This window comes from Nocardia transvalensis (genome assembly GCF_015477765.1).
Classification (GTDB): domain Bacteria; phylum Actinomycetota; class Actinomycetes; order Mycobacteriales; family Mycobacteriaceae; genus Nocardia; species Nocardia transvalensis_A.
Genome location: NZ_JADLQQ010000001.1, coordinates 459,105 through 477,708 on the forward strand (window position 1 = coordinate 459,105; position 18,604 = coordinate 477,708).

At 68.4% G+C, this 18,604-nt stretch carries 19 protein-coding genes and 1 pseudogene; 11 read left to right on the forward strand and 9 right to left on the reverse strand.

Translation table 11 applies throughout. The features are described from left to right. The first annotated feature begins 13 nt into the window (after positions 1–13). The 5 genes from IU452_RS02035 (at position 14) to IU452_RS02055 (ending at position 5,781) form a co-directional block, all read left to right on the forward strand. The gene (locus IU452_RS02035; protein ID WP_195107124.1) at positions 14–1,330 is read left to right on the forward strand and encodes a magnesium transporter MgtE N-terminal domain-containing protein; all 1,317 of its coding nucleotides are present in this window, start codon (positions 14–16) and stop codon (positions 1,328–1,330) included. Further along, entirely contained in the window at positions 1,327–1,917 is a 591-nt protein-coding gene (locus IU452_RS02040) for a DUF1003 domain-containing protein (RefSeq protein ID WP_195107125.1), read from the forward strand. Before IU452_RS02035 ends, IU452_RS02040 begins: the two co-directional genes overlap by 4 nt. Positions 1,918–2,041: 124 nt before the next feature. Beyond that, the gene (locus tag IU452_RS02045; RefSeq protein ID WP_195107126.1) at positions 2,042–3,508 is read left to right on the forward strand and encodes a lytic murein transglycosylase; all 1,467 of its coding nucleotides are present in this window, start codon (positions 2,042–2,044) and stop codon (positions 3,506–3,508) included. A 113-nt stretch (positions 3,509–3,621) separates the two neighbouring features. Then, positions 3,622–4,485 carry a lytic transglycosylase domain-containing protein gene (locus IU452_RS02050; protein WP_195107476.1) on the forward strand — a complete coding sequence of 288 codons (864 nt, stop codon included), beginning with the start codon at positions 3,622–3,624 and terminating at the stop codon, positions 4,483–4,485. A 159-nt stretch (positions 4,486–4,644) separates the two neighbouring features. Then, complete coding sequence (locus tag IU452_RS02055; protein ID WP_195107127.1) at positions 4,645–5,781, forward strand: Mrp/NBP35 family ATP-binding protein; 1,137 nt, start codon at positions 4,645–4,647, stop codon at positions 5,779–5,781. Between the two features lie 75 nt (positions 5,782–5,856). On the opposite strand, the gene IU452_RS02060 is transcribed toward IU452_RS02055, so the two are convergent. Both IU452_RS02060 and IU452_RS02065 read right to left on the reverse strand, forming a co-directional pair. Next, on the reverse strand, positions 5,857–6,774 hold the full coding sequence (locus IU452_RS02060; protein WP_228816491.1) for an aminoglycoside phosphotransferase family protein: 918 nt from the start codon (positions 6,772–6,774) through the stop codon (positions 5,857–5,859). 5 nt (positions 6,775–6,779) lie between these two features. Next, the gene (locus IU452_RS02065; protein WP_195107129.1) at positions 6,780–8,066 is read right to left on the reverse strand and encodes an XRE family transcriptional regulator; all 1,287 of its coding nucleotides are present in this window, start codon (positions 8,064–8,066) and stop codon (positions 6,780–6,782) included. 222 nt (positions 8,067–8,288) lie between these two features. Here IU452_RS02065 and IU452_RS02070 point away from each other — a divergent pair, with 222 nt between their 5' ends. From IU452_RS02070 to IU452_RS02090, 5 genes and pseudogenes are all read left to right on the forward strand, one after another. Further along, the gene (locus tag IU452_RS02070) at positions 8,289–8,477 is read left to right on the forward strand and encodes a hypothetical protein (protein WP_195107518.1); all 189 of its coding nucleotides are present in this window, start codon (positions 8,289–8,291) and stop codon (positions 8,475–8,477) included. Positions 8,478–8,582: 105 nt separating this feature from the next. Continuing rightward, positions 8,583–8,942 (forward strand): annotated as a pseudogene (locus tag IU452_RS02075) (DivIVA domain-containing protein); the annotation flags it as partial. A 392-nt stretch (positions 8,943–9,334) separates the two neighbouring features. Continuing rightward, positions 9,335–9,892 (forward strand): DNA-3-methyladenine glycosylase I, encoded by a 558-nt coding sequence (locus IU452_RS02080; RefSeq protein WP_195107130.1) that lies wholly within the window; start codon positions 9,335–9,337, stop codon positions 9,890–9,892. Between the two features lie 182 nt (positions 9,893–10,074). Beyond that, positions 10,075–10,242 carry a DUF3117 domain-containing protein gene (locus tag IU452_RS02085; RefSeq protein WP_019929283.1) on the forward strand — a complete coding sequence of 56 codons (168 nt, stop codon included), beginning with the start codon at positions 10,075–10,077 and terminating at the stop codon, positions 10,240–10,242. A gap of 13 nt (positions 10,243–10,255) precedes the next feature. After that, positions 10,256–11,110, forward strand: coding sequence for a putative RNA methyltransferase (locus IU452_RS02090; RefSeq protein WP_195107131.1), 855 nt, complete (start codon positions 10,256–10,258; stop codon positions 11,108–11,110). 8 nt (positions 11,111–11,118) lie between these two features. Here the strand turns inward: IU452_RS02090 and glgA are convergent, their stop codons facing one another. Continuing rightward, complete coding sequence (glgA, locus tag IU452_RS02095; protein WP_195107477.1) at positions 11,119–12,288, reverse strand: glycogen synthase; 1,170 nt, start codon at positions 12,286–12,288, stop codon at positions 11,119–11,121. 126 nt (positions 12,289–12,414) lie between these two features. Here glgA and glgC point away from each other — a divergent pair, with 126 nt between their 5' ends. Beyond that, on the forward strand, positions 12,415–13,629 hold the full coding sequence (gene glgC, locus IU452_RS02100; protein ID WP_195107132.1) for a glucose-1-phosphate adenylyltransferase: 1,215 nt from the start codon (positions 12,415–12,417) through the stop codon (positions 13,627–13,629). Positions 13,630–13,632: 3 nt separating this feature from the next. On the opposite strand, the gene IU452_RS02105 is transcribed toward glgC, so the two are convergent. The 6 genes from IU452_RS02105 to IU452_RS02130 form a co-directional block, all read right to left on the reverse strand. Beyond that, positions 13,633–13,857: a hypothetical protein gene (locus tag IU452_RS02105; protein ID WP_195107133.1), complete on the reverse strand. Its 225-nt coding sequence runs from the start codon at positions 13,855–13,857 to the stop codon at positions 13,633–13,635. Positions 13,858–14,030: 173 nt separating this feature from the next. Then, positions 14,031–14,255 carry a hypothetical protein gene (locus IU452_RS02110; RefSeq protein WP_195107134.1) on the reverse strand — a complete coding sequence of 75 codons (225 nt, stop codon included), beginning with the start codon at positions 14,253–14,255 and terminating at the stop codon, positions 14,031–14,033. Between the two features lie 206 nt (positions 14,256–14,461). Continuing rightward, positions 14,462–16,123 carry an ABC transporter permease gene (locus tag IU452_RS02115; RefSeq protein ID WP_195107135.1) on the reverse strand — a complete coding sequence of 554 codons (1,662 nt, stop codon included), beginning with the start codon at positions 16,121–16,123 and terminating at the stop codon, positions 14,462–14,464. Beyond that, complete coding sequence (locus IU452_RS02120; RefSeq protein WP_195107136.1) at positions 16,120–17,067, reverse strand: ABC transporter ATP-binding protein; 948 nt, start codon at positions 17,065–17,067, stop codon at positions 16,120–16,122. Before IU452_RS02120 ends, IU452_RS02115 begins: the two co-directional genes overlap by 4 nt. A gap of 18 nt (positions 17,068–17,085) precedes the next feature. Next, positions 17,086–17,745, reverse strand: a complete 660-nt coding sequence (locus tag IU452_RS02125) for a TetR/AcrR family transcriptional regulator (protein ID WP_195107137.1) — start codon at positions 17,743–17,745, stop codon at positions 17,086–17,088. Between the two features lie 95 nt (positions 17,746–17,840). Further along, positions 17,841–18,569: a phosphodiesterase gene (locus IU452_RS02130; RefSeq protein WP_195107138.1), complete on the reverse strand. Its 729-nt coding sequence runs from the start codon at positions 18,567–18,569 to the stop codon at positions 17,841–17,843. Positions 18,570–18,604: the final 35 nt, after the last annotated feature.

The following is an 18,604-nucleotide window of genomic DNA, read 5'->3' on the forward strand; positions in this document are numbered from 1 at the left end:
TAGCCTGGCAACCATGGCAGCGACGAGGGTTTTCGCCGCCAGGCTGGCGGGCCTGGTGGTGCTGGGTCCGGACGGCGAGTCTATCGGCCGCGTCCGGGACGTGGTGATCTCCATCCGATACGACCGCCAGCAGCCCCGGGTGCTCGGCCTGCTCGTCGAACTGCCCACCCGCAAACGGATTTTCGTACCCATGCTGCGTGTCACCGCGATCGAACCGGGTTCGGTGACCCTCAACACCGGCACCGTCAGCCTGCGCCGATTCGAGCAGCGGCCGGGGGAAATGCTGGCGCTGGCGCAGGTCCTGGACTCCAAGGTGCGGGTGGACGATCCCGAACTGCCCGATCTGCACGACGTCGACGTGTTCGTGGTGGATCTGGGTATCGAGCAGACCCGGACCCGGGACTGGATGGTGTCGCGGGTGGCGGTGCGCGGGCACCGCAGACTCGGCCGGCGACGCGCGGTGCACGTGGTGAACTGGACCCATGTGCGGGGGCTGACCCAGCACGAACTGAATCTGCCCGGCCAGGACGTCACCCAGCTGCTCGGGCAGTTCGAGGGGCTGCGCCCGGCCGACGTCGCGCATCTGCTGCGCGGACTGCCCGAGAAGCGGCGCATCGAGCTGGCCCGGGCCCTCGACGACGAGCGACTCGCCGACGTGGTGCAGGAGTTGCCCGAAACCGATCAGGTCCGGCTGCTGCAGCAGCTGGGTGTGGAGCGGGCCGCCGATCTGCTGGAGGCGATGGATCCCGACGACGCGGCCGACCTGCTCGGCGAGTTGCCCACCGGGGAGGCGGAGTCGCTGCTGGCGCTGATGGATCCGGAGGAATCCGAGCCGGTGCGACGATTGCTGGAGTACTCGCCCTACACCGCGGGCGGCATGATGACGCCCGCGCCGGTGATCCTCTCCCCCGCCGCCACGGTCGCCGAGGCGCTGGCACGGGTGCGCAATCCGGATCTGACCCCGGCGTTGGCCTCGATGGTGTTCGTGGTGCGCCCGCCCACGGCCACGCCCACCGGGCGCTATCTGGGCTGCGTACACACCCAGCAACTGTTGCGCGAACCTCCGGCCAATTTGATCGGTGGCATCCTCGACGCCGATCTGGCGCGATTGCAGCCCGACGCGCCGCTACCCGCCGTGACCCGATATTTCGCCACCTACAACCTGGTCTGCGGTCCGGTGGTCGACGACGAGAACCATCTGCTCGGCGCGGTGTCGGTGGACGACGTCCTCGACCATCTGCTGCCCGAGGACTGGCGCGAACACGATGAAGAGGCCCACGCGCTGCAGACCGGCGCCCACGCCGCCGACGGCACGGGAGAACAACCATGACAGACCGCACCGACAAGCCCCTGGCGCGTCAACGCCTCGAAACGCCCGTCGAATCCCGGTTCCGGTTCGATTTCGACGCCGAGGCGATGGCCCGCACCAGCGAGCGGGTCGCCCGCTTCCTCGGCACCGGCCGCTATCTGGCGCTGCAGACCGTCATCGTGGTGGCGTGGATCCTGCTCAACGTCTTCGCGGTGAGTCTGCGCTGGGACCCCTATCCGTTCATCCTGTTGAATCTCGCCTTCTCCACGCAGGCCGCGTATGCTGCGCCGTTGATCCTGTTGGCGCAGAACAGACAGGACAATCGGGACCGGGTGTCGCTCGAGGAAGATCGCGCCCGGGCCGCCCAGACCAAGGCCGACACCGAATTCTTGGCCCGCGAGCTGGCGGCGTTGCGGATCGCCGTGGGTGAGGTTGCCACCCGCGACTATCTGCGCCGCGAACTCGAGGAGATCAAAGACGCGCTGACGCGCCTCGAGCTGAATGCACCACTCGAGGGTGAAGAATCTGTCGCGGCGACGAAATCGAAGAAGAGTACCGACCGAAAGAGGGGCCGAGTACCGATTTCGCCGCAGATCGAAGGCAACTGACCGTAAATATTGAGAACAACAAGCTGACTGCCGGGTAACCTGGATCACGTTGTCCGGAGCGACCGTGCCAGACACTATGCAGTTAGGCCGATCGCTCAACGACTACGAGGGGATTGGTGTGCCGATGCGAATATCTGGTCCGATTACCGTATCGGCGCTGGTGGTGGCGGGTTTGGTGGCTTCGGGGTCGGCGGCTCACAGCACCGCTCGCCCCGGCGCGCCGAAGGCTCCCGAGGCCCGGTTGGCGGCGGCGACAGCGCCGTCGGATCACACCGCCGCGGCGAGCGATCAAGCCGTCGGTCTGGTGCCCGCCGCGCCCGAACCGCCGCGGAAATTGCGCGCGATGACCCCACCCGCCGATGGTGTCCCACTGTTCGGCGGCACCGTCCCGCTGCGGGATATCGCGCTGCCCGCCGGCGGCACTCTGGGAATTCCCGAGGTCGTGCTCGCGGCCTATCGCAATGCCGAGCTCGCGCTGCAGTCCACCATGCCCGGGTGCGGGTTGACCTGGCATTTGCTGGCCGGTATCGGGAAGGTGGAGTCCAACCACGCCGGGTTCGGCCGCACCGACGCCAACGGCACCACCGTCGGCGTCATCTACGGCCCCGCCCTGGACGGCACCCTGCCCGGGAACGAGATCATCAAGGCCGCCGACGGCGGTTTCGTGCGCGCCGTCGGGCCCATGCAGTTCCTGCCGGGCACCTGGTCGCTGTATGCCTCCGACGGCAACGGCGACGGCGTCCCCGACCCGAACAACGTCTTCGACGCGACCCTCGGCGCGGGCAAGTACCTCTGCTCGGGCGGGCTGGATCTGCGCGACCCGCAACAGGAGTTGCGGGCGGTGCTGCGGTACAACAACTCCCTCGCCTACGCCGCTCAGGTGTTGAGCTGGTCCAACGCCTACAAGACCGGCGGCGCACCCACCCCGGTGCAGATCTCCCCCGATCTCGTGCCGCCGGGTGCCATGCCCGAGGGCGCCGGTTCGAGCATGCTGGCCGCCAACGGCAGCTATCCGAGCCAGACCACCACCTCCGAACCGCCCGCTCCCGCACCGTCGACCACGACGACGACCGAGCCGCCGGCTCAGGTGATGATCAACATCCCGGGCCTGCCGCCGATCCCGTGCGGCATCTTCTGCCCGCCGCCCCCGCCGAAGCCGAATTCCTGTGATCCGGCAGCAGTTCCGGCGCCGATGCCGAAACCGGGCGAGCCCGGCAGGCCGGTCGAGGAGCAGCAGTGGGCGGCCGAGGGGCAGCCCCAGCCGGGCAGCGACCCCCATGCCGATCCGAACAAGCCGACCGATCCGAATGCCAAGCCGCACGACCCGAATGCGGCGCCGCAGCCGGCCGGCTGCGTCGCTCCGCAGGGTCAGCCCGCGCCGGGTCTGCCGGGTGCTCCCGCGCCCGCCCCTGCGGCACCGGCGCCCGCTCCCGCACCGGAGCAGCAGCCGCAAATGCCTGCCAAGACACCGGAACCCGGGCCCGTGGCACCGGCCGAGCCGGTACCCTCGGAGGCTCCCGTCGCTCCCCCCGCTCCGGCGATTACGCTTCCATTCGGTATCGTTGTCCCGCTGCCTGCTCCACCGCAGTGAGATAAACGAGAAAAATGGTCACGAAGGCGTAACGAAAAGGTCTCGAATGCGGTAACCTCTTCTCGTTGTGTCAGGACAGGCGCACACAGCGAGCATGGGAGGGCCACCACACCGTGGGACGTCACCGCAAGCAGCCGACCGTCACCGTTCGGCGCGGATCCGTTATCGCTTTGACCGGACTGGTGCCCGCCGGGGTCGTCGCCGTGAGCGCGGCATCGGCATCGAGCGTGGATTCCGCCGAACATGCGGCACCGGCTGCGCCGCAACACCTTCTGAGTGAAGAGCAGGATGTGCAGGCCCCGAAGGCCGAGCTGGTCGGGCATCCGGTCGCCGACGAGATGATGCGCGCGGCCAAGCATCCCGGGCCGCCGATCGTGAAACACGTTGCGCAACCGGACGGTCGGGTTCCGGCCGATCTGCCCGTGGGACCGCTGGGCATGCCGGGTATCGCGTACTCGGCATATCAGAATGCCGAACGCGTGCTGGCCCAGGAGAATCCGACCTGCCATATGCCGTGGTCGGTGCTGGCCGGTATCGGTCGGATCGAATCGCATCACGCGTACGGCAAGGCCGATGCCAAGGGCAATACGCTGGACCCCATCTACGGGCCGGTGCTCGACGGCAGCCTCTACGGCAACAATGTGGTCCGCGAGACCGACGGCGGCCAACTCGACGGTGGGATGCAGACCTATGCCCGCGCCGTCGGGCCGATGCAGTTCCTGCCGGACACCTATCGCAAGTACGCCGCCGACGGCGACGGCGACGGGATCTCCGATCCGCAGAACCTGTTCGACGCGGCGCTGACCGCCGGCAAGTACCTATGCGACGGCGGACTGGATATGAACGATCTGTCCCAGCAGTCCAGGGCCATCATGCGCTACAACAACTCGATGGCCTACGTCGCGAACGTGATGGCCTGGGAGGTCGCCTACCGCACCGGCGTCGCTCCCCGGGCCAGCCAGCTGCCCCGGATCTGATCCCGGCCAGGAACATGCCGGGATGACGGAAGAGCTCCACCGTCATCCCGGCGTGCACCCCCTCGTCATCCCGGCGTGCACCCCCTCGTCATCCCGGCATGCACCCCCTCGTCATCCCGGCATGTTTTCGGCCGGGATCCCATCGCTAGACTCGGCTGCATGCCAGTGGTAACGGAATCGGATGTGCGGGGCGCTCTCGCCAAGGTGAACGACCCGGAGATCCGCAAACCGATCACCGAACTGGGCATGGTGAAAAGCGTCGCGATCGGCGCCGACAGCGGTGTCCACGTCGAGATCTACCTGACGACGGCGGCCTGCCCGCTGCGCACCAAGCTGACCGAGATGGTGCAGAAGGCCGTCGCCGACGTGCCCGGCGCCGGAGCGGTCACCGTCGAGCTCGACGTGATGAGCGACGAGCAGCGCACCGAACTGCGCAAGAAATTGCGCGGCGATTCGGCCGAACCGGTGATCCCGTTCGCTCAGCCCGGATCGCTGACCCGCGTGTACGCGGTGGCCTCCGGTAAGGGCGGCGTCGGAAAGTCCAGTGTCACCGTGAATTTGGCCGCGGCGATGGCCGCGCGCGGCCTGTCGGTGGGTGTGCTCGACGCCGACATCTACGGGCATTCGGTGCCGCGCATGCTGGGTACCGATCAGCGGCCCACCCAGGTCGAGCGGATGATCATGCCGCCGGTCGCGCACGATGTGAAGGTCATCTCGATCGCCATGTTCACCCAGGGCAATACGCCGGTGGTGTGGCGCGGACCGATGCTGCACCGTGCGCTGCAGCAGTTCCTGGCCGACGTGTTCTGGGGTGATCTGGACATCCTGCTGCTGGACCTGCCGCCCGGCACCGGCGATGTCGCGATCTCCATCGCACAGCTGATCCCGAACGCGGAAATCCTGGTCGTGACCACACCCCAACCGGCCGCCGCGGAGGTCGCCGAGCGGGCCGGCGCCATTGCCCTGCAGACCCGCCAACGCATCGCCGGCGTCGTCGAGAACATGTCCTGGCTCGACCTCCCCGACGGCACCCGCATGGACCTCTACGGCTCCGGTGGCGGCCAAGCCGTCGCCGACCGCCTCTCCCGCGCCGTCGGCGCCAACGTCCCCCTCCTCGGCCAGATCCCCATCACCCAGGAACTCCGCGAATCAGGCGACGAAGGCACCCCCCTCGTCCTCCGCAGCCCCGAGAACCCGGCCGCCGCAGCCCTACTCGACATCTCCGACAAACTATCCACCCGCCGCCGCGGTCTAGCAGGCATGTCCCTGGGCATCGACACCACCCGCCACATGTAAATTCCGGCCAAAGCACGCCAGAATGATGGTAAACCGGCGTCTCACACCGGCGCGCTTTTGGCCGGGATTTTTGCGCTACAGAATATTCCAGGTGAGGGGAATGCGGTGCCGGAGACCGTCTATGCGGCGCAAAACTTCTCGGGCGCTGGGGGTGCCGGGGGTGGATTTGTAGGCGTTGGTGGTGATCATGCGGAGTTCGCGGAGGGAGCGGAGCCAGGGGTAGCCGGGCCAGTCGCGGATGTCGAAACCGTAGTCGCGACAGAATTTCTCGTATTCGACGGTGGGGTGGGCGAAGCGGCGGCAGTGGACCTCGATGGTGACCAGGTCCCATTCGGGTTGGCCGATGGCGGCGCTTTCCCAGTCGCAGAGGACGCCGCGGGCGGTGGTGCTGTCCCACAGGGTGTTTCGGTGGTGGGCGTCGCCGTGGATCAGGCCGGGGCGCAGGGCGTAGTCGATGCCGGGGGCCTCGGCGGTGAGCCGGAGGCGTTCGTCGTGCAGCAGGCGGCGGTCGAACGGGGACAGGATCGTGCTCGCCTCGATGGAATGGGCTATGCGGTCGAAGGTCTCGGCAAGGTGGCGGGTCGGAACCCACTGCGGTGGACGGGTGCGCAGAGCATGCAGCAGCGACAGGGGTTCGGCCAGATCGGCGGCCACGATCCGGCGCTGCTGCGGCAGGTATCGCCAGAACGTCACCATGCAGCCACCGATGTGCAGCGGCTGCACGGTGGCGGCCAGTTCGACGGCCGGAATGTCCTGCGCGTGCAGCCAGCGCACCAGGGCGACCACATCCACCGCGGACCGCATCACGCACGGCCTATCGATCTTGACCACGATCGGCGCGCGAGCCAGCAAATAGACCGCATTGGTGTGATGGCGCAGCAGCCGTGCGTCGCGGGGATCGAATCCGCCGTCGCGGCAGGCTCGTTCGAGTATCCGGCGGGTGCGCCGCGGCGTGAATGCCGCGGTGGTCGCGCGCCCGGCCGACTCCGACATCGTGATCACCGCGGCTCCCCTGCACCCGCCGCCACCAGTTGCCGTAGTTCGTCCACCGCCCGTCGCCCGCGGCTGCCTTCGGGAATGGCGTCGACGACCGCCGCCGCCCGCGTCACCACGATCGTGGTGCGATGTTCGGCGGGCAATCGGGTCAACACCCGCACGGCCAGCTCGCACGCCTCGTCCACCGCCCCCTCGCGGGCGTAACCGACGGCGATGTCCAGCTCGATCAGCGCCGGATCGACCACCACCCCCGGGCTGCCCCGATACAGCTGCAGTGCCTGCTCCTGAACCCGGCGCGCCTGCGCGGTGCGCCCCAAATTGGTCAGCGTGCCGGATTGATAGAGCAGTAGGCGCTTTTCGCTGAACCGGAACGCCTCGTCGGTGGTCGTCTCCCCGAGTTCGTCGGCGCGGCTACGCGCGCGCGCCATGGCCAGCTCGGCACCGTCGCTGTCGCCGAGCCGGGCCAGCGCCCGCGCCTCCGCCGCGGCCGCCAGGGCGGTGGCATCGTCGGCGAGCTCAGGCAGCTGGGCCTGGGCCGCCCGGGCCAGCACCACCGCCTGCTCCGGACTGCCGTAGTAGTACGGCAGCATCGCATGCTGGGCGCGCACCCGAGCCCGCAGGCGGCGATTACCGGTGTCGTCGGCGGCCATCCGTGCCGTGCCGTACCAGAAGTTGGCCCGTTCGATCTGACCGAGTTTCATCAGCGCATCGGCGACCAGCAGCCCGAGCACCGCGGTGACCTCGGACAGTCGGGCCTGGATGGCGGCCGGCTGGCGCTGTGCCGAAATCGACTGCACCTCCAGCACATCCGGCAACAGGGTGGCCAGGACCGCCGACGGCGCGGTGCGGGTGTAGGTGAGTACTCGCCCGGCGGTGCGCTCCTCCATCAGCTCGACCATGGCGGGGCCCACGGTGCAGGCGGCCAGGGTGCGATCGACCAGGGCCCGGGTCTCGTCGAGCCGCGCCAGCAGCGCCGCTTCGTGGCCCATGCTCGGGGCCGAGGGCAGTCCTGCGCGGCGGGCGGGCAGGCGACGCGATCCCAGCGCCTGTTCGCCCTCGGCGAGAATTTGTTCGAAACGCTCACGGACGTCGGCGGAGACTTGCACCAGCAACGTGTCGAGCAATTCCTGGGTCAGCGGTCGCGGTGTCACCGCACTGAGCCCGGACCGCCAGTTGGCGACCGTCGTCATTTCCACACCGAGATGAGCGGCGAACTCTCGCACGGATTTTCGCGTCGCCTCCTGTAAAGCGACCGCCTCGAATCCGGTCCAGGGCCGACCCAACACCATTGTTACGTCCTTGTTTCACCGCTCTTGTGCCAACAGTAGGCCAACACCAACGCCAACGGTGCGCGATTTCATATCGGTCGCAACACAGCGAAAGTACTAAGTGCATCCGGCGTCGACACGACAGATCCTTCACAGCCGTGACAACCCGAAACCGGGCCGGCGATCCCAGGGGCCCCGGTTTCCGGCGCCGGATGCGCCGCACGTCCGCTGGAGGTACCACCCATGTACGCGCCGCCCTCCGACCTCCGAGACCTGTGGCTGATGGGCAGCCGCAACTGCTCGCACGAACCCGCCGATCTCACCGACGACCGAGCCCGTTTCATCCTCGCCATCCATGCCGGGCACGGCAGTGGCTGCCGTCAGTATCTGGCCGCGGCGGCCTATTGCTTTCGTCGCACCGGGGAGCGGTGAGGCAAAGGAAAAGAGGCGCCGCGCGATTCGTGCATGCGGGCCGTTGGACGAGGGATCGGCCCGCCTGCACGTCGTCTGTCGGAGGGGGGTCCTATTCTCGACGCTATGCTCACGCTGCTGTTGTACGTGCTGATCGTCGGCCTGGTGGCCGCGCTGCTGTTCCTGGTCGCAAGCGCGGTGTTCGGGCGCGGAGAGGAGCTGGGCCCGCTGCCGGAGGGCACGACGGCGACGGTGTTGCCGGCCGAGGGCATCAGAGGTGCCGATGTGCGTGCGCTGCGTTTCCAGCAGGTATTCCGCGGCTACAAGGCCGGCGAGGTGGACTGGGCGCTGACCCGGCTGGCCGCCCGCATCGACGAGTTGGAGAGCCAGCTGGCGCAGGCCCGTGGTGAGCAGGACCGGGCAGCGACCGACGGCGCGGCGACCGGCCGGCTCCCGAGCAACGGCGAGGCCGATCGCACCGACCCACCCGCGCCGCGGGCGACCGCGTGGGCGACCCAACACGTCCGCCTCGGGGGCCACCAAGCCGAACCTGTCCCCGATGGCCGAGCACAGGCGGATCCCGGCCACAAGCACGCCGGGCCCACGAACACGTGGCCCGGCATCGAAGCCCCGAACACCCGGACCGACGCCGAAGCCGCAAATACCGGGACCGACGCCGAGGCCGAGAGCACTCCGACAGGCGGCGAAGCGAATGGCGGCGCGGATACCCCGAACGGGGGCGGTCGTGAGGGGCAGTCGCCGTCGGGCGAGGGGGAGCCGGACCTGCCCGGGGTCCAGAGCCCGCAGATCCCGCGGGTGCAGCCGCCGACGCATCCGCTCGACGACAGCCGGCCGGGCACGAACTCGCGGGAGGGGCGATGAGCACCGACGGCAAGATCCGGTGCGGATGGGCGCAGTCGTCGCAGCTTTATCGTGATTACCACGACCAGGAGTGGGGACGGCCGGTGCACGGGGACGACGCGCTGTTCGAACGGATGTGCCTGGAGGCTTTCCAGTCGGGACTGTCGTGGATCACGATTCTGCGCAAGCGTCCGGCGTTCCGGGCGGCCTTCGACGGATTCGCCATCGACCGGGTCGCCGAGTACACCGATGCCGACGTCGAACGGTTGCTGAACGATCCGGGTATCGTGCGCAACCGGTCCAAGATCGAATCCTGCATCGGAAACGCCAAGGTTGCTCGCAAGCTCGACCAGAGCCTGGACGAGCTGCTCTGGTCGTTTGCGCCGCCACCGCGCCCGCGTCCGCCCACCCTCGCCGACGTGCCCGCCACCACCCCCGAATCCATTGCTCTGGCAAAGGAACTGAAACGCCGGGGCTTCCGATTTGTGGGCCCGACGACGGCCTATGCGCTGATGCAGGCGACCGGTATGGTCGACGATCATCTGGCCGATTGCTGGGTCGCTCCGCGCGGGTGAACACGCGCCGCGGCGGTCGGTTTTCGAACTCAGGTACCCGCCCAGTTCCGTGATGAGGAAGAATAGGCGTGGTGCAGCCCTCCGGGCGCGGGGTTCCGCGCGCGAGCGGCTGCCTGTTGGTGACAACACACGAGTTCCAAGAAAGTGCGCAGCAGACCGCGCGGATCTGGAGGGAGCAGAGGATGGCGGCCATGAAGCCCCGTACCGGGGACGGTCCCCTCGAGGCAACCAAGGAAGGGCGTGGAATCGTCATGCGGGTTCCACTCGAGGGTGGCGGGCGTCTGGTCGTCGAGCTCACGCCGGAAGAGGCTGCGGCCCTCGGCAAAGAGCTCACCGAAGTCACCAGCTAGCCGACCTCGTACGATGCCGGCGAACCCGGCGATACAGCTCGCCGCGGTCGCGCGGTTGCTGGCCTGTCCCGAATGCGGGGAAGCCGTGACCGTGCGCGACCGCTCGCTGCTCTGCGCACGGCGGCACAGTTTCGATATCGCCCGGCAGGGGTATGTCAGCCTGCTGACCGGGGCGTCGACCAAGATGACCGGCGACACCGCGGCCATGCTGGACGCGCGGGCCGCCTTCCAGGGTGAGCGGCACTTCGCCCCGATCGCCGACGCGATTGCCGCAGCGGTCGCCGCTCCCTGTCCGGTTCCGGACGCAATTGTGGAGATCGGCGCAGGCACCGGCTATTACCTGGCGGCGGCGCTCGAGGCCGCGCCGCATGCGTACGGGATCGCCCTGGACGTATCCAAACCCGCCGCCCGGCGCGGCGCCCGCGCGCATCCGCGTGCCGCGGCGGTGCTGGCTGACGCCTGGCGCGGCCTGCCGATCCGCGACGGCGTGCTGACCCATGTGCTGTCGGTGTTCGCACCCCGCAATCCGGACGAGGTGGCCCGTGCACTCGCCCCCGACGGCCGCTTCCTGGTCGTCACCCCGACCTCGCGACACCTGTCCGAACTGATCGACCCCCTGGGCATGGTCAGCGTGGACGCGGCCAAGGAAGACCGCCTCGCCGACACCCTGTCCGGCCGGTTCGAGCAACTCGACCGCACCCTCGTCGAGTATCCGATGAAGCTCGGCCACACCGACATCACCAATGTCGCCGCCATGGGCCCCTCCGCCCACCACGCCGCCGACCGGCGCACCGCCCGCATCGCGGCCCTGCCCGCCATGGTCCAGGTGACGGCCTCGGTCACCGTCACCACCTACCGCCCGCGCTAGCTCGGGACTCAGCCCTTGCGGATGCGGTCGTAGAGCTGGACCGTCTGCCGGGCCACCTCCGACCAGTCGAATTCGGCGATAGCCCGGGCCCGGCCCGCGGCGCCCATGGCCTCGGCCAGGACCGGGTCGGCGGCGATCGCGTTGACCGCCTCGGCCAGGCCGCGTTCGAACTCCTCCGGACGGTCGGCGTCGTAGTGCACGAGACGGCCGGTGGTGCCGTCGTCGACGACCTCCGGGATGCCACCGACATCCGAGGCGACCACCGCGGTGCCGCAGGCCATGGCCTCCAGGTTCACGATGCCCAACGGCTCGTACACCGACGGGCAGACGAATACCGTTGCCGCCGCCAGAATCTGGCGCACCTGCTCGGTGGGCAGCATCTCCCGCACCCAGAACACGCCGCCGCGCCCGCGGGCCAGCTCCTCCACCGCCGCCGACACCTCGGACTCCAGCTGCGGCGTATCGGGAGCCCCGGCGCACAGCACCAGCTGGATGTCGGGGTCGAAGTCGCGGGCGGCGGCCAGCAGATGGGCCACGCCCTTCTGCCTGGTGATCCGGCCGACGAACGCCACGCACGGCGCATCGGTGCGCACGCCCAACTCCGCCAGGACGTCGCGGTCCGCCGGGGCCGGGCCGCCCGGATACCAGAGCTGCGCGTCGATCCCGTTGTGCACCACGTGCACTCGCGTCGGATCGATGGTCGGGTAGGCGTCGAGCACATCGTGGCGCATGCCCTCGCTGACGGCGATGACGGCGTCGGCGTGCTCCATGGCATTGCGCTCCGACCAGGACGACAGCCGATACCCGCCGCCGAGCTGTTCGGCCTTCCACGGGCGGCGCGGCTCGAGGGAGTGCGCGGTCAGCACGTGCGGGATGCCGTAGAGCGTGGCCGCCAGATGCCCGGCCAGACCCGTGTACCAGGTGTGGGAGTGGACCACGTCCACCCCGCCGACCGCATGGGCCATCCGCAGCTGCGTCGACATCATCTGCAGGGCCGAATTGGCCGCGTAGAGAGTGGGATCCGGTTGATGCACCACGGCGTCGGGCCGCGGCACACCCATACAGTGCACGGTCACCTCGCAGAGCCGCCGCAGCTGCGGCACCAGCTGGGTGACGTGGACCCCGGCCCCGCCGTACACTTCCGGCGGATATTCGCGGGTCAGCATCGCGACCCGCAACCGTTCCCGGTCCACCGGTTCCGTCGGCTCGTGACCGCCATCCGCGCCGAAACTCACTTGGTCCAACCTAATCGTTCACCTCCGTGGTCACCACCCGGATACCCCGAAACCGGTAGGTTGGATGGGGTGAGGAGCCAGCCGCACGTACTCGGGATCGTGCTCGCCGGCGGTGAGGGCAAGCGTCTCTTCCCGCTCACCAAGGACCGCGCCAAACCGGCGGTCCCGTTCGGGGGCGCGTACCGTCTGATCGACTTCGTGCTGTCCAATCTCGTCAACGCCGGCTATCTGCGCATTTGCGTACTCACCCAATACAAGTCGCATTCGCTGGACCGCCACATCTCCCAGACATGGCGGCTGTCGGGCTTCACCGGGGAATACATCACGCCGGTTCCGGCGCAGCAGCGGCTGGGCCCGCGCTGGTACACCGGCAGTGCCGACGCGATCCTGCAGTCGATGAATCTGATCTACGACGAGGACCCCGACTACATCGTGGTGTTCGGCGCCGACCATGTCTACCGCATGGACCCCGAGCAGATGGTGCAGCACCACATCGACTCCGGCGCCGGGGTGACGGTGGCCGGTATCCGGGTGCCGCGCGCCGAGGCGGGCGCGTTCGGGTGCATCGACTCCGACGACTCCGGCCGCATCACCCAGTTCCTGGAGAAGCCGGTCCACCCGCCCGGCACGCCGGATGACCCCAATGTGACATTTGCGTCCATGGGCAACTACGTGTTCAGCACGAAGGTCTTGGTCGACGCGATCCGCGCCGATGCCGACGACTCCGACTCCGATCACGATATGGGCGGCGACATCATCCCGGCGCTCGTGGCCCAGGGCGAGGCCGGGGTGTACGACTTCGCCGAGAACGATGTGCCCGGCTCCACCGACCGCGACCGCGGCTACTGGCGCGATGTCGGCACCATCGACGCCTTCTACGACGCCCATATGGATCTGGTATCGGTGCATCCGATCTTCAATCTCTACAACAAGCACTGGCCGATCCGCGGGGCCGCGGAGAATCTGCCGCCCGCCAAATTCGCCCAGGGCGGGCTGGCGCAGGAGTCGATCGTGGGTGCGGGCAGCATTCTGTCGGCCGCGACGGTGCGCAATTCCGTGCTCAGTTCCAATGTGTTCGTCGAGGACGGCGCGACCGTGGAGGGCAGTGTGCTCATGCCGGGGGTGCGGGTGGGCCGCGGCGCGGTGGTGCGGCGCGCGATCCTGGACAAGAACGTGATGGTCGGCGAGGGCGAGATCATCGGCGTCGACCTGGACCGGGACCGGGAACGATTCGCGGTCAGCAACGGCGGTGTGGTGACCGTCGGCAAAGGGATCTGGGTGTAGGGCCTACTGCCAGCCGGGCGGGGGCGGGGTGGGTGAGGCCGTGCAGAACGGGTAGCACGAACCCCGCGGGACGGGCGTGATGCCGGCCGGTTCGTTGTAGTTGGTGCCGCTGACCAACAGCAAAACCAACAGTGCGAGGAAGAGCACGATGCCGAGCACGACCGCCGCCAGGATGGGCCATCCGCGCGGCAACAGGGCCCCGACCACCAGCCCGCGATAGAGGACCATTACGCCTCCTCCGCGATCGAATCGCTTACTCTCCCAATGTTATCCGCTCGCGATTCGGCAGCCTATCAACCTGTCGGGCAGAAGGCGCGCTGCTGGGTAACTGTCCGCCGCACGCGCGGCGTGTCGCATTCGGAAACCGGTGGACGGTGCCGTCCGGGAGAGATTGCCCGGGATCAGCGCGGCGGGACGGGTTGCGGCGTGGTGGCGGTGCAGAACGGCTCACACGCCCCGGGCGTGGGCTTGGGCACCCGCGACGGCTGGTCGTGGAAGTCCGCTCCGCTGATCAACACCATCACCACCAGGGCGGTGGACAGTATCAGTGCCAGCACCAGCAGCGCCGGGACCAGCCAGCCCGGCGGCATGCGCTCACCGAAGAAGATTCCGTATTCGCCAGCCATGCCAGTCCTCCGCCTCGCGGCCGTCGCCTGCCCGGATGCCGTTCGGGCACTGTGCGCTCGACCCGCTAACGACGGGATACCCAACGCGGGACAGAGAAATCGGCAGTTCAGAGGTGGTTTCGATGACGAGCCGGCATAGTTTGCATGTCGTTCCCGCTACGGGTTGGCCCCCGGGATGCCACACGAGCATCCCGGGGACGACGGCCTCACTGGCGCAGGTCGCGACGGCGGAATCCGATGAGCCCGACCGCGATCAGCGCGGCCGCGACGACCACCATGATCACCACGGGGGTGGCGGTGAACGACTCGGCGGGCAGCTTCGGCAGATGGCTGTACGGGGCGAGATCCAGAAGCCATTGCGGCACACCCGAAATGGCTCCGAGCAGATACAGAGCTATCGCGGCGGTGAACACGCCCCACGCCACCGGAGCCCAGCGCGGCAGCAATCCGAACAGCAGCACGGTGGCACCGGCGAAGAGCCAGATGGCAGGCAGTTGCACCAGTGCCGCACCCAGTATCCGCGGCAGTTTGCCACCGATATCGCCGGCGGCGGCGCCGTAGACCACACCACCGATGACCCCGGACACCAGCAGGATCACGGCGGGACCGACGAGGGCGAAGGCCATATGCGATGCCGCCCAACGGATTCGGCCGACGGCACCGGCGAGGATCCCCTCGGCGTGCTGCGCGGTCTCTTCCGAATGCAGCCGCAGCGCCGCGGAAATCGCATAGGCGGTCGCGGCCACTCCGATCATCGTGTACGCCATGTTGGCGAACCCGTCTTCGAGCGCCTGGGCGCCACCGAGGCGGGTGACGAGGTCGTTGATGGCTTTGCTGTCGCCCAACTCGTCGCCGATGCCGTGGATGACGCTGCCGAAGACCAACGCGTACAGCGACACCCCGATCGTCCACGCCAGCAGGGTTCCGCGCTGCAGCCGCCAGGCCAGCCCGAACGGTCCCGCCAGCGCCGCCCCGGCGGCGGGCGCGCCGGGACGCTCGGCAATCAGGCCCGCACCCAGGTCACGCCGGTTCAGCAGGACGTAGGCCACCGCGATGAGCACGGCCGTCGCCGCCACATGCAACAGCAGAATCCCGAAGTGGTTGCCCGCGAACGGCCGCACCTGCAGCGACCACCCCTGCGGCGAGAGCCAGGTGAACAGGTTGGTCGGCCCGTCCGCGGCGCGGGCGTCACCGATGGCACGCAGGCTGTAGCAGGCCGCCAGTACCGCGAAGGCCATGCCTCGTGCGGTGCGTGCGCTGGCGCTCAACTGTGCCGCCACCGCGGCCACGGCCGCGAAGACGAGGCCCGCGGCCGCCTCGGCGAGCCCGAATGCCAGCGCATCGGTACCGGGGACCCCGGCGGCCCGGATGCTGGCGGCACCGATCAGCCCGACGGCCAGCGCCCCGCCGCAGGCGATGATCAATGTGGCCGTCAGGTTGGCGAACTTTCCGAGCCGGGTCGAGGCCAGCAGCTCTCCGCGCCCGGTCTCCTCCTCGGCCCGGGTGTGCCGGATGACGACGAGGATCGTCGCGACCGCGATGAGCGTGTGGAACATCCCGGCCTTCCACAGACCGGCGGCGGCCGCGGAGGTGGTGTTGTAGATCGGGCCGTACATGGCCAGCTGCGCCGGGCTTGTCAGAATCGAGTGCGCAAAATTCTGCAGATCGGCCTGGGTCGTATAGACCTTCTCGGTGCTCTCGACATAGACGCTGCCCAGCGGCACCGACAGCAGCAGCACCCACAGCGGCAGCACGATCCGGTCGCGGCGCAGATACAGCCTCAGCAGCCGCAGTGTTCCGGTGAAATACGAGGCAGTCCAGGCGGATTCCGCGCGGCGGTAATGCCGGGCGACGGTGGCGGTGGTCATTTCGACGCCTCCGCGAGATTGCGGGGGTGGCCGCCGACGCCGTTGTCGGCGGCCGGGCGCCCGTCCTGTGAGTAGTGCCGGAGGAACAGTTCCTCCAGCGTCGGCGGCTGGCTGACCAGGCTGCGGACCCCGGCATCGCCGAGTATCCGGATCAGTTCACCCAGGTGGTCGCCGTCGACCTGGCAGTGCAGGGTGTGATCCTCGATGCTGATGTCCTCCACACCGGCGAGGCGACTGAGATCGCCGGGGTCGCCGGTCAATTCGGCCCTGATGGAGGTGCGGCTCAGGTGCCGCATCTCGGCCAGGGTGCCGCTTTCGACCGTCTTCCCGGCGCGGATGATGGTGACCCGATCACACAGCGCCTCCACCTCCGAGAGGATGTGGCTGGACAGCAGCACCGTCACGCCGCGCTCGGCCGCCTCCTGAGCGCATTCGCGAAACACCTGTTCCATCAACGGGTCCAACCCCGAGGTCGGCTCGTCCAGCAGCAACAGGGTGGCATTCGAGGAGAAGGCCGAGACCAACGCGACCTTCTGTCGGTTGCCCTTGGAATAGGTGCGCGCCTTCTTGCGCGGATCGAGTTCGAAGCGGTCGATCAGCTCGGCCCGGCGGGCGGTGTCGATCCCGCCGCGCATGCGGGCCAGCAGGTCGATGGTCTCGCCACCGGACAGCGACGGCCACAGCGTGACATCGCCCGGGACATAGGCGATGTCGTGGTGCAGGGCGACCGCGTCGGTCCACGGATCGCGGCCGAGCACGCGGGCGTCGCCGGAGGTCTTGGCGAGAATTCCCAGCAGAATCCGGATGGTGGTCGACTTCCCGGCGCCGTTCGGGCCGAGGAAGCCGTGCACCTCGCCTTCGGCGACCTCGAGGTCGAGACCGTCGAGGGCGTGCACCTGTCCGAAATGCTTGTGCAGGTCTCGGACGCTGATTGCCGATGACATCGAATCTCCTTGTGAGATTTACGGTTCACCGATCTGTTCGTATTGCTCCAGCATGGTCGAATCGGTGAAGAGGCCGTTGGTGAAGATTTCCAGCGCCGGCAGCACGGCCATTTCGCCGTACTCCTGCAGCGCTTTTCGATAGTCGAGCTTTCCGTCGTGCCGGGCGGCGTACAGCTGCAGGAACAGGAAGAACGCGCCGCCGTTGTGCAGGGCCAGGTATCGCGCCGTCGCCTTCAGATCTCGTGGCGGCCGCAGGGTTCCGGCTTCGATCCCCACGGTCAGATAGCCTTCGACGTCCTCGACCAGATGCTCGTACAGAGTCGTCATGAGCGAGCCACCGGCTTGAAAGGCGCGCATCATGTAGGCGATATAGGGAGCGAAATCCCCTATCTCCCCCAAGGCTTCGAGCAGACCCCTCGACGAGGGCTTGCGGATGTAGTCCGTCTTGACCTGCCGGATGAGAGCGCGCACGTACTCATCGCAGGCTTCCCGCAGCCCGTCCTTGGAACCGAAGTGGTGATTGACCAGCCCGGGTGATACGCCCGCCGCGGCGGCGATGGCACGCACCCCGACCCCGAAACCCTGCTCGCCGAAGACGACGATCGCGGCGTCGCGAATGCGAGCGCGCGTGCTCAGGTCGTCGGCGGATCCTTCCGATAAGGCTGCTCCCTTAAACACATGTTCAATATACTAAACGCTCGTTCAACCGGCAGGCAATAGCCAATGACCTGCTGTTTCGTAACGATTCACGAGGGCGGTTCGCCCGTTTTGCGTCAGTGCAGCTTGCGCCCCTGGAAGCCGGCCATCCCCTCCGCCGCCACGCGGGCCGGTTCGCCGCGACCGCGCCGACTGCCCGCATAGGCCCACTCCCGCACCGACGCGACGACCTGCGGCAGCAATCGCACCTCGGACGGGCGGTTCAGTACCGGATCGAAGAAGCCGGGCGCGGCGTGTTCGCCGATCTCCGGCCGCGACACGGTGATCTCGGCCAGCGTCCGGGCGCTCCCCCGCAACGGCGCGGCCCGCAGCACGAACTCCAGCCGGTGCCCGTCGCGGTACTCGCACAGCGCATCCAACGAAACCGATTGCGGCTGAGCGGAATCGGGTGTGGCGAATATCCATTCGGCCGGACCGTCGAACAACGAGTAGGCCATCAGGCTGCCGTAGCGGGCCTCGGCCCAACTGCGCACCGGCCGCAGCAGAAATCGCCCGAGGGTTCCGGTCCCCGTGGTGGCCAGCGCCAGATCCCAGGGCCGATCGCGCCAATCCAGTACGCGCAGAGCCAATCCCAGGACGTCGGGGATGCCGTCGGGCATGCTGGTGGCCTTGGACATCCGGGCCAGGACGGTTTTGTCCCGGCCGCCGATCAGCCGGGCGTAATCGTCGTCCACCGCGTGCAGCGCCCCGGTCAGCGGCAGGCCCTCGGGATGGAACACTCGAGCGTGACGCAGCCGCGCCAGGGCCGAAAAAGCCTCCGTCACAATGCGATCCGGGAGGGGCATGGCAATCACCTCGTCTCTGGCGGCCGCAGTCGGGA

Bases quoted from the DNA above. Each gene is read 5' to 3' on its own strand.
- IU452_RS02035 (WP_195107124.1), top strand. From the start codon at position 14: ATGGCAGCGACGAGGGTTTTCGCCGCCAGGCTGGCGGGCCTGGTGGTG.
- IU452_RS02130 (WP_195107138.1), bottom strand. From the start codon at position 18,569: ATGCCCCTCCCGGATCGCATTGTGACGGAGGCTTTTTCGGCCCTGGCG.
- IU452_RS02120 (WP_195107136.1), bottom strand. From the start codon at position 17,067: ATGTCATCGGCAATCAGCGTCCGAGACCTGCACAAGCATTTCGGACAG.
- IU452_RS02040 (WP_195107125.1), top strand. From the start codon at position 1,327: ATGACAGACCGCACCGACAAGCCCCTGGCGCGTCAACGCCTCGAAACG.
- IU452_RS02065 (WP_195107129.1), bottom strand. From the start codon at position 8,066: ATGGTGTTGGGTCGGCCCTGGACCGGATTCGAGGCGGTCGCTTTACAG.
- IU452_RS02085 (WP_019929283.1), top strand. From the start codon at position 10,075: ATGGCGGCCATGAAGCCCCGTACCGGGGACGGTCCCCTCGAGGCAACC.
- IU452_RS02105 (WP_195107133.1), bottom strand. From the start codon at position 13,857: ATGGTCCTCTATCGCGGGCTGGTGGTCGGGGCCCTGTTGCCGCGCGGA.
- IU452_RS02080 (WP_195107130.1), top strand. From the start codon at position 9,335: ATGAGCACCGACGGCAAGATCCGGTGCGGATGGGCGCAGTCGTCGCAG.
- IU452_RS02045 (WP_195107126.1), top strand. From the start codon at position 2,042: ATGCGAATATCTGGTCCGATTACCGTATCGGCGCTGGTGGTGGCGGGT.
- IU452_RS02115 (WP_195107135.1), bottom strand. From the start codon at position 16,123: ATGACCACCGCCACCGTCGCCCGGCATTACCGCCGCGCGGAATCCGCC.
- IU452_RS02110 (WP_195107134.1), bottom strand. From the start codon at position 14,255: ATGGCTGGCGAATACGGAATCTTCTTCGGTGAGCGCATGCCGCCGGGC.
- IU452_RS02090 (WP_195107131.1), top strand. From the start codon at position 10,256: ATGCCGGCGAACCCGGCGATACAGCTCGCCGCGGTCGCGCGGTTGCTG.
- IU452_RS02070 (WP_195107518.1), top strand. From the start codon at position 8,289: ATGTACGCGCCGCCCTCCGACCTCCGAGACCTGTGGCTGATGGGCAGC.
- IU452_RS02060 (WP_228816491.1), bottom strand. From the start codon at position 6,774: ATGTCGGAGTCGGCCGGGCGCGCGACCACCGCGGCATTCACGCCGCGG.
- IU452_RS02055 (WP_195107127.1), top strand. From the start codon at position 4,645: ATGCCAGTGGTAACGGAATCGGATGTGCGGGGCGCTCTCGCCAAGGTG.